Source organism: Streptomyces sp. NPDC020362 (assembly GCF_040642095.1).
In the GTDB taxonomy this organism is placed as follows: Bacteria; Actinomycetota; Actinomycetes; order Streptomycetales; family Streptomycetaceae; genus Streptomyces.
In genome coordinates, this window is the sequence record NZ_JBFAET010000052.1 from 43,874 (window position 1) to 51,783 (window position 7,910).

Consider the following 7,910-nt stretch of genomic DNA (forward strand, 5'->3'; position numbering starts at 1 on the left):
CACACGGGGCGAGTGGTCCAGACCTATTGACCTGTGGTCCAGACCTTTCTATTCTCGCGGCACCGTGGGCGTGAAGGCTCAGTCATGCCCCTGACATCCCCGATGAATGCCCCACACACGAGGGAGGCGCAGCATGCGCTTCAGACACAGAGCCGCGGCGGGGTTCGCGACCCTGCTGCTCCCGCTGGCCGGCCTGGTCGGTCTCACACGACCCGCCGAGGCCGCGGCGGACTCCGCTTCGGCCACCGCCACCTACGCCAAGACCCAGGACTGGGGTACCGGCTTCGGCGCGCAGTGGACCGTCAAGAACACCGGTACCAGCTCCATCAGTTCCTGGACCGTCGAGTGGGACTTCCCCTCCGGTACGTCCGTCACCTCCGCCTGGGACGCGGACGTCACCAGCTCCGGCACCCACTGGACCGCCAAGAACAAGTCCTACAACGGCACCCTGGCCCCGGGAGCCTCCGTCACCTTCGGCTTCAACGGCGCGGGATCGGGCTCCCCGTCCAACTGCAAGCTCAACGGCGACAGCTGCGACGGCGCCACGGTCCCCGGCGACGCGGCCCCCTCCGCCCCCGGCACCCCGACCGCCTCCTCCGTCACCGACACCTCGGTGAAGCTCGGCTGGAGCGCGGCCACCGACGACAAGGGCGTCAAGAACTACGACGTGCTGCGCGACGGCAAGGTCGTCGGCACCGTGACGACCACGTCGTACACGGACAGCGGCCTCACCGCCGGCACCGACTACTCCTACACCGTGCAGGCCCGGGACACCGCCGACCAGACCGGCCCGGTCAGCGGCGCGGTCAAGGTGCACACCACCGGCGGCGGCACCACTCCCCCGCCCACCGGCGACAAGGTCAAGCTCGGCTACTTCACCGAGTGGGGCATCTACGGCCGCAACTACAACGTCAAGAACCTGGTGACGTCCGGCTCCGCCTCGAAGATCACGCACATCAACTACGCCTTCGGCAACGTGACGAACGGCCAGTGCGCCATCGGCGACTCCTACGCCGACTACGACAAGGCGTTCACCGCCGACCAGTCGGTGAGCGGCGTGGCCGACACCTGGGACCAGCCGCTGCGCGGCAACTTCAACCAGCTGCGCGAGCTGAAGGCCAAGTACCCGAACATCAAGGTCATCTGGTCCTTCGGCGGCTGGACCTGGTCCGGCGGCTTCGGACAGGCGGCGGCCAACCCGACCGCCTTCGCGCAGTCCTGCTACAACCTGGTCAAGGACCCGCGCTGGGCCGACGTCTTCGACGGCATCGACATCGACTGGGAGTACCCGAACGCCTGCGGTCTGTCCTGTGACACCAGCGGAGCGGCGGCCTTCAAGAACGTGATGGCCGCGCTGCGCGCCAAGTTCGGCTCCTCCGCACTGGTCACCGCGGCCGTGACGGCCGACGGCTCCTCCGGCGGCAAGATCGAGGCCGCCGACTACGCGGGCGCCGCGCAGTACGTCGACTGGTACAACGTGATGACGTACGACTTCTTCGGCGCCTGGGACGCGCAGGGCCCGACCGGCCCGCACTCCCCGCTCACCTCGTACTCCGGCATCCCGAAGGCGGGCTTCACCACCGCCGACGCGATGGCCAAGTACAAGGCGACCGGCGTCCCCGCGAGCAAGCTGCTCATCGGCATCGGCTTCTACGGCCGCGGCTGGACCGGCGTCACCCAGGACGCCCCGGGCGGCACGGCCACGGGTCCGGCCGCGGGTACGTACGAGCAGGGCATCGAGGACTACAAGGTGCTCAAGACGTCCTGCCCGGCGACCGGCACCATCGCCGGCACGGCGTACGCGCACTGCGGCAGCAACTGGTGGTCCTACGACACCCCGTCGACGATCGCCGGGAAGATGAGCTGGGCCAAGTCCCAGGGTCTCGGCGGCGCGTTCTTCTGGGAGTTCAGCGGTGACACCAGCAACGGTGAGCTGGTGAGCGCCATCAGCAGCGGGCTGTCGTAAGACGGTTCGCAGAGTTACGGCACCTCAAGCGACATTGACGCTCCCCCGGACTTCGTCCGGGGGAGCCCCCACCCAGCGAGTGAACGTGGCTACGCCACGTTCACTCGCTGTCCGGGCGGGGCTGCTTCAAGCCACGCGAGAAAACCGGTCAGCGCGTCTTCGCTCATCGCGAGTTCGAGGCGCGTGCCCCGGTGGGTACAGGCGAGGACCACCGCGTCGGAGAGCAGGGCCATCTCCTCCTCGCCCTCGGGCAGCCGGCGGCCGGCCACCTCGATCTGCGAGCGCTCCAGGATCCGGCGCGGACGGGGGGCGTAGGAGAAGACGCGGTACCACTCGATGCGGTCACCGCTGTAGCGGGCGACGCCGTAGCTCCAGCCCTTGCCGTTGGCGTCCGGTTTCTCGGCCACGTCCCAGCGCAGCGAGCAGTCGAAGGTGCCGCCGGAACGCTGGATGAGTCTGCGACGCAGGCCGAACAGGAACAGTCCCACCACCACGAGCGCGACCACGATCCCGGACACAGTCAGAGCGAGGACCATCGGCACCGACCTCCTCGTCTCTAGGCAATGGAACTGATTCCGAAGCTGAATATGTAGCTGAGTAATGAAACGGAAAAAACACCCGTATCTGCCTCAGCCGCGACCGGCACCGGATTGCTCCGGGCCGGCCGCGGCTGAGTGACGTCATCACGCGGCGCGGTGGGTCAACGCGCTGCGGTCGCCGCCCGCAGACGGACATCCGCGCGGCGCGCTGCCTCCGCGTCGTCCTCCGCCTTCGCGCGCTCGAGCTCGCGCTCCACGCGCTGGACATCGATCTCGTCCGACAGCTCGGCGACCTCGGCGAGCAGCGACAACTTGTTGTCCGCGAACGAGACGAAACCGCCGTGCACCGCGGCGACGACCGTTCCACCATCACTCGTACGGATGGTCACCGGGCCCGACTCCAGCACACCGAGCAGCGGCTGGTGACCGGGCATGACGCCGATGTCGCCGGACGTGGTGCGCGCGACGACCAGGGTGGCCTCACCGGACCAGACCTGGCGGTCGGCGGCGACCAGCTCGACGTGCAGCTCAGCAGCCAAGGGTGGCTCCTCGGGTCACCACCCGGCGGTAGTGCCGGGTGTTGGGGTCAATTCTAATGGGCGTGGATGAGGGGACGGGACGCGGCCCGCCCCCTCACACGAGCGCGAGGCTCAGGAGACGCCCAGCTCCTTGGCGTTGGCCTTGAGGTCCTCAATGCCACCGCACATGAAGAACGCCTGCTCGGGGAAGTGGTCGTACTCACCGTCGCAGATCGCGTTGAACGCGGCGATCGACTCGTCGAGCGGCACGTCCGAGCCGTCCACGCCGGTGAACTGCTTGGCGACGTGGGTGTTCTGGGACAGGAAGCGCTCCACACGACGGGCACGGTGGACGACGAGCTTGTCCTCCTCGCCCAGCTCGTCGATACCGAGGATCGCGATGATGTCCTGGAGGTCCTTGTACTTCTGCAGGATCGTCTTCACGCGCATGGCCGCGTTGTAGTGATCCGCAGCGATGTAGCGCGGGTCCAGGATCCGGGACGTGGAGTCCAGCGGGTCCACGGCCGGGTAGATGCCCTTCTCGGAGATCGGACGGGAGAGAACCGTCGTCGCGTCGAGGTGGGCGAAGGTGGTGGCCGGGGCCGGGTCGGTCAGGTCGTCCGCGGGGACGTAGATCGCCTGCATCGAGGTGATCGAGTGACCACGGGTCGAGGTGATGCGCTCCTGCAGGAGGCCCATCTCGTCGGCCAGGTTCGGCTGGTAACCCACCGCGGACGGCATACGGCCGAGCAGCGTGGAGACCTCGGAACCGGCCTGCGTGAAGCGGAAGATGTTGTCGATGAAGAACAGCACGTCCTGCTTCTGGACGTCACGGAAGTACTCGGCCATGGTGAGGCCGGCCAGCGCGACGCGCAGACGGGTGCCCGGGGGCTCGTCCATCTGACCGAAGACCAGCGCGGTCTTGTCGATGACGCCCGAGTCCGACATCTCCTCGATCAGGTCGTTGCCCTCACGGGTGCGCTCGCCGACACCGGCGAACACGGAGACACCGTCGTGGTTGTTGGCGACGCGGTAGATCATCTCCTGGATGAGCACCGTCTTGCCGACGCCGGCACCGCCGAACAGACCGATCTTGCCGCCCTTGACGTACGGGGTCAGCAGGTCGATGACCTTGACGCCGGTCTCGAACATCTCGGTCTTGGACTCGAGCTCGTCGAAGTTCGGGGCCTTGCGGTGGATGCCCCAGCGCTCGCCCTCGTACTTCTCGTCGACGTTCAGCACCTCACCGAGGGTGTTGAACACCTTGCCCTTGGTGAAGTCACCGACGGGCACCGTGATGGCGTTGCCGGTGTCGGTGACCGGGGCCTGGCGGACCAGACCGTCGGTGGGCTGCATGGAGATGGTGCGGACCAGGCCGTCACCCAGGTGCTGGGCGACCTCCAGGGTCAGCGTCTTCTTCTCGCCGGCGTTGGCCGGGTCGGCCACCTCGACGTGAAGGGCGTTGTAGATGTCCGGCATCGCGTCGACGGGGAACTCCACGTCGACGACCGGGCCGATGACCCGGGCGACGCGGCCCGTAGCCGTCGCGGTCTCAACAGTGGTGGTCATTATCGGTCACTCCCCGCGGTCGCGTCGGCCAGGGCGCTCGCGCCACCGACGATCTCGCTGATTTCCTGGGTGATTTCGGCCTGGCGGGCCGCGTTGGCAAGACGGGAGAGCGTGTTGATCAGCTCGCCCGCGTTGTCGGTGGCCGACTTCATCGCGCGCCGCGTGGCGGCGTGCTTCGAAGCGGCCGACTGGAGCAGCGCGTTGTAGATACGGCTTTCCACGTAGCGCGGCAGCAGGGCGTCGAGGACGTCCTCCGCCGAGGGCTCGAAGTCGTACAGCGGGAGGATCTCCCCCGTGGGGGCGGCCTCCTTGGCGACCTCTTCGAGGCGCAGCGGCAGCAGCCGGGCGTCGAGAGCCGTCTGCGTCATCATCGAGACGAACTCGGTGAAGACGATGTGGAGTTCGTCCACACCACCCTCGGCCGTGTCCTTCTCGATCGCCTCGATCAGGGGCGCCGCGACCTTCTTGGCGTCCGCGTACGTCGGCTCGTCCGTGAAGCCGGTCCACGACTCCGCGATCTTGCGCTCACGGAAGTTGTAGTGGGCCACACCGCGCCGGCCGACGATGTACACGTCGACCTGCTTGCCCTCGCGCTCCAGGCGCTCGGTCAGCTGCTCCGCCGCCTTGATGGCGTTGGAGTTGAAGGCGCCGGCCAGACCGCGGTCGCTCGTGAGGAGCAGGACCGCGGCACGGGCCGGGTTCTCCGCCTCCGTGGTGAGCGGGTGCTTGGTGTTCGAACCCGTACCGACCGCCGTGACCGCGCGCGTCAGCTCGGTCGCGTACGGCGTGGAGGCCGCCACCTTGCGCTGCGCCTTGACGACGCGCGAGGCGGCGATCATCTCCATCGCCTTGGTGATCTTCTTGGTCGCGCTGACGGATCGGATGCGACGCTTGTAGACCCGGAGCTGGGCTCCCATGAGTCAGGTCCCTTCCTTACGTCACTTGGCGGCAGCGGCAGGAGTGTCCTCGCCGAGCAGCTTGCCGTCCGAGGTCTCGAACTGCTTCTTGAACTCGGCCACGGCGTCGTCGATCGCCTGGATGGTGTCGTTCGACATCTTGGCGCCCTCCTTGATGGAGGTCATCAGGCCCTGGTGCTTCCGGTGCAGGAAGTCGATCAGTTCCTTCTCGAAGCGGCGGATGTCGACGACCGGGACGTCGTCCATACGGCCGTTGGTGCCGGCCCAGACGGAGACGACCTGGTCCTCGGTGGCCATCGGCTGGTACTGGTTCTGCTTCAGCAGCTCGACCATGCGCGAACCGCGCTCCAGCTGGGCCTTCGAGGCCGCGTCCAGGTCGGAACCGAAGGCGGCGAACGCCTCCAGCTCACGGAACTGGGCGAGGTCGACACGGAGGCGGCCGGATACCTGGCGCATCGCCTTGTGCTGCGCGGAACCACCGACTCGGGAGACGGAGATACCGACGTTCAGCGCGGGGCGCTGACCGGCGTTGAACAGGTCCGACTCCAGGAAGCACTGGCCGTCGGTGATGGAGATGACGTTGGTCGGGATGAACGCCGAGACGTCGTTGGCCTTGGTCTCGACGATCGGCAGACCGGTCATCGAGCCGGCGCCCATGTCGTCGGAGAGCTTGGCGCAGCGCTCCAGCAGCCGGGAGTGCAGGTAGAAGACGTCACCCGGGTAGGCCTCACGGCCCGGCGGGCGGCGCAGCAGCAGGGACACGGCGCGGTAGGCGTCGGCCTGCTTCGAGAGGTCGTCGAAGATGATGAGGACGTGCTTGCCCTCGTACATCCACTGCTGGCCGATGGCCGAACCGGTGTACGGCGCCAGGTACTTGAAGCCGGCCGGGTCGGACGCCGGGGCGGCGACGATGGTCGTGTACTCCAGGGCGCCGTTCTCCTCCAGCGCGCGGCGCACGCCGGCGATGGTGGAGCCCTTCTGGCCGATGGCGACGTAGATGCAGCGGACCTGCTTCTTCGGGTCGCCCGAGCGCCAGTTGTCGCGCTGGTTGATGATCGTGTCGACGGCCAGGGCGGTCTTGCCGGTCTGGCGGTCACCGATGATCAGCTGACGCTGACCACGGCCGATCGGGGTCATCGCGTCGACGGCCTTGTAGCCGGTCTCCATCGGCTCGTGCACCGACTTGCGCTGCATGACCGTGGGGGCCTGCAGCTCGAGGGCGCGGCGGCCGGACGTCTCGATCTCGCCGAGACCGTCGATCGGGTTGCCGAGCGGGTCGACAACGCGGCCGAGGTAGCCCTCGCCGACCGCGACGGAGAGGACCTCACCGGTACGCGTGACCGGCTGCCCCTCCTCGATGCCGCTGAACTCACCGAGGACGATGGCGCCGATCTCGCGCTCTTCCAGGTTGAGCGCGAGGCCGAGGGTGCCGTCCTCGAACTTCAGCAGTTCGTTGGCCATGGCCGAGGGCAGGCCCTCGACCTTCGCGATGCCGTCGCCGGCAAGGGTGACCGTACCGACCTCCTCGCGCGAGGCCGCGTCCGGCTTGTACGACTGGACGAAGTTCTCCAGCGCGTCCCGGATCTCCTCCGGCCGGATCGTGAGCTCCGCCATCTGGGTTCCCTGCTCTCCTTGTTGGGCCCGAAGTTTCACTTTGGGGGGATGGGGACTCCCCCCTGAAAGAGGTGAATCCTCTGCACGGCCCAACCAGGGCCGTAAGTACGTACTGCTTTTGTCTATTACCGAGCGTTGCTCAGCTCGCCATGCGGCGGGTGGCCTCGTCCAGCCGGTCCGCGAGGGACCCGTTGATGACCTCGTCACCGACCTGCACCCGGATCCCGCCGAGGACCTCGGGGTCCACGTCCAGGTTCAGGTGCATCCGGCGGCCGTAGAGCTTCGCGAGGGCCGCGCCGAGGCGCTGCTTCTGCGTGTCGCTCAGCGGCACGGCCGAGGTGACGACGGCGACGACCCGGTCGCGGCGCTCCGCGGCGAGCTTGGACAGGGACTCCAGTCCCGCTTCCAGGCTACGTCCCCGCGGCGCGGTGACGAGGCGCGTGACCAGACGCTCGGTGACCGGCTTGGCCCGTCCGCCGAGCAGCCGGTGCAGCAGCTCGGTCTTGGCCGAGGTGCCGGCACCACGGTCGGTGAGCGCGGCGCGCAGCTCGGTGCTGGAGACGACGATCCGGCCGAACCGGAACAGCTCGTCCTCCACGTCGTCCAGCGTGCCCGTCTTCTCCGCGGCGGTGAGGTCGGCGGTGCTCGCCAGCTCCTCCAGCGCGTCGACCAGGTCGCGGGACTGCGACCAGCGAGCGCGGGCGGTGCCGGCCACCAGGTCGGCGGTCTCGCCGCTGACCTGGCCGCCGATCAGGCTCCGGACCAGTTCGGCCTTGGCCTCCCCGGC

Annotated in this window: 7 protein-coding genes; 1 reads left to right on the forward strand and 6 read right to left on the reverse strand. The window is 68.2% G+C overall.

Annotated features, from left to right (window positions below; genetic code table 11):
• The first annotated feature begins 133 nt into the window (after nucleotides 1-133).
• Nucleotides 134-1,966, forward strand: a complete 1,833-nt coding sequence (locus AB0H32_RS20595) for a glycoside hydrolase family 18 chitinase (protein WP_361122333.1) — start codon at nucleotides 134-136, stop codon at nucleotides 1,964-1,966.
• A gap of 89 nt (nucleotides 1,967-2,055) precedes the next feature.
• Here the strand turns inward: AB0H32_RS20595 and AB0H32_RS20600 are convergent, their stop codons facing one another.
• The 6 genes from AB0H32_RS20600 to AB0H32_RS20625 all read right to left on the reverse strand — a co-directional run.
• Entirely contained in the window at nucleotides 2,056-2,502 is a 447-nt protein-coding gene (locus tag AB0H32_RS20600) for a DUF2550 domain-containing protein (RefSeq protein ID WP_361122337.1), read from the reverse strand.
• A 164-nt stretch (nucleotides 2,503-2,666) separates the two neighbouring features.
• Complete coding sequence (locus AB0H32_RS20605; RefSeq protein ID WP_361122340.1) at nucleotides 2,667-3,044, reverse strand: F0F1 ATP synthase subunit epsilon; 378 nt, start codon at nucleotides 3,042-3,044, stop codon at nucleotides 2,667-2,669.
• Nucleotides 3,045-3,155: 111 nt separating this feature from the next.
• Nucleotides 3,156-4,592, reverse strand: coding sequence for a F0F1 ATP synthase subunit beta (atpD, locus tag AB0H32_RS20610; protein ID WP_361122343.1), 1,437 nt, complete (start codon nucleotides 4,590-4,592; stop codon nucleotides 3,156-3,158).
• A complete protein-coding gene (locus AB0H32_RS20615) occupies nucleotides 4,592-5,509 on the reverse strand; it encodes a F0F1 ATP synthase subunit gamma (protein WP_361122346.1) in 918 nt (305 codons plus the stop codon). Before AB0H32_RS20615 ends, atpD begins: the two co-directional genes overlap by 1 nt.
• A 21-nt stretch (nucleotides 5,510-5,530) precedes the next feature.
• On the reverse strand, nucleotides 5,531-7,123 hold the full coding sequence (atpA, locus tag AB0H32_RS20620; RefSeq protein ID WP_361122349.1) for a F0F1 ATP synthase subunit alpha: 1,593 nt from the start codon (nucleotides 7,121-7,123) through the stop codon (nucleotides 5,531-5,533).
• 139 nt (nucleotides 7,124-7,262) lie between these two features.
• Nucleotides 7,263-7,910, reverse strand: a 648-nt coding sequence (locus AB0H32_RS20625) for a F0F1 ATP synthase subunit delta (RefSeq protein WP_361122352.1), incomplete at its 5' end; no start/stop codon positions are given.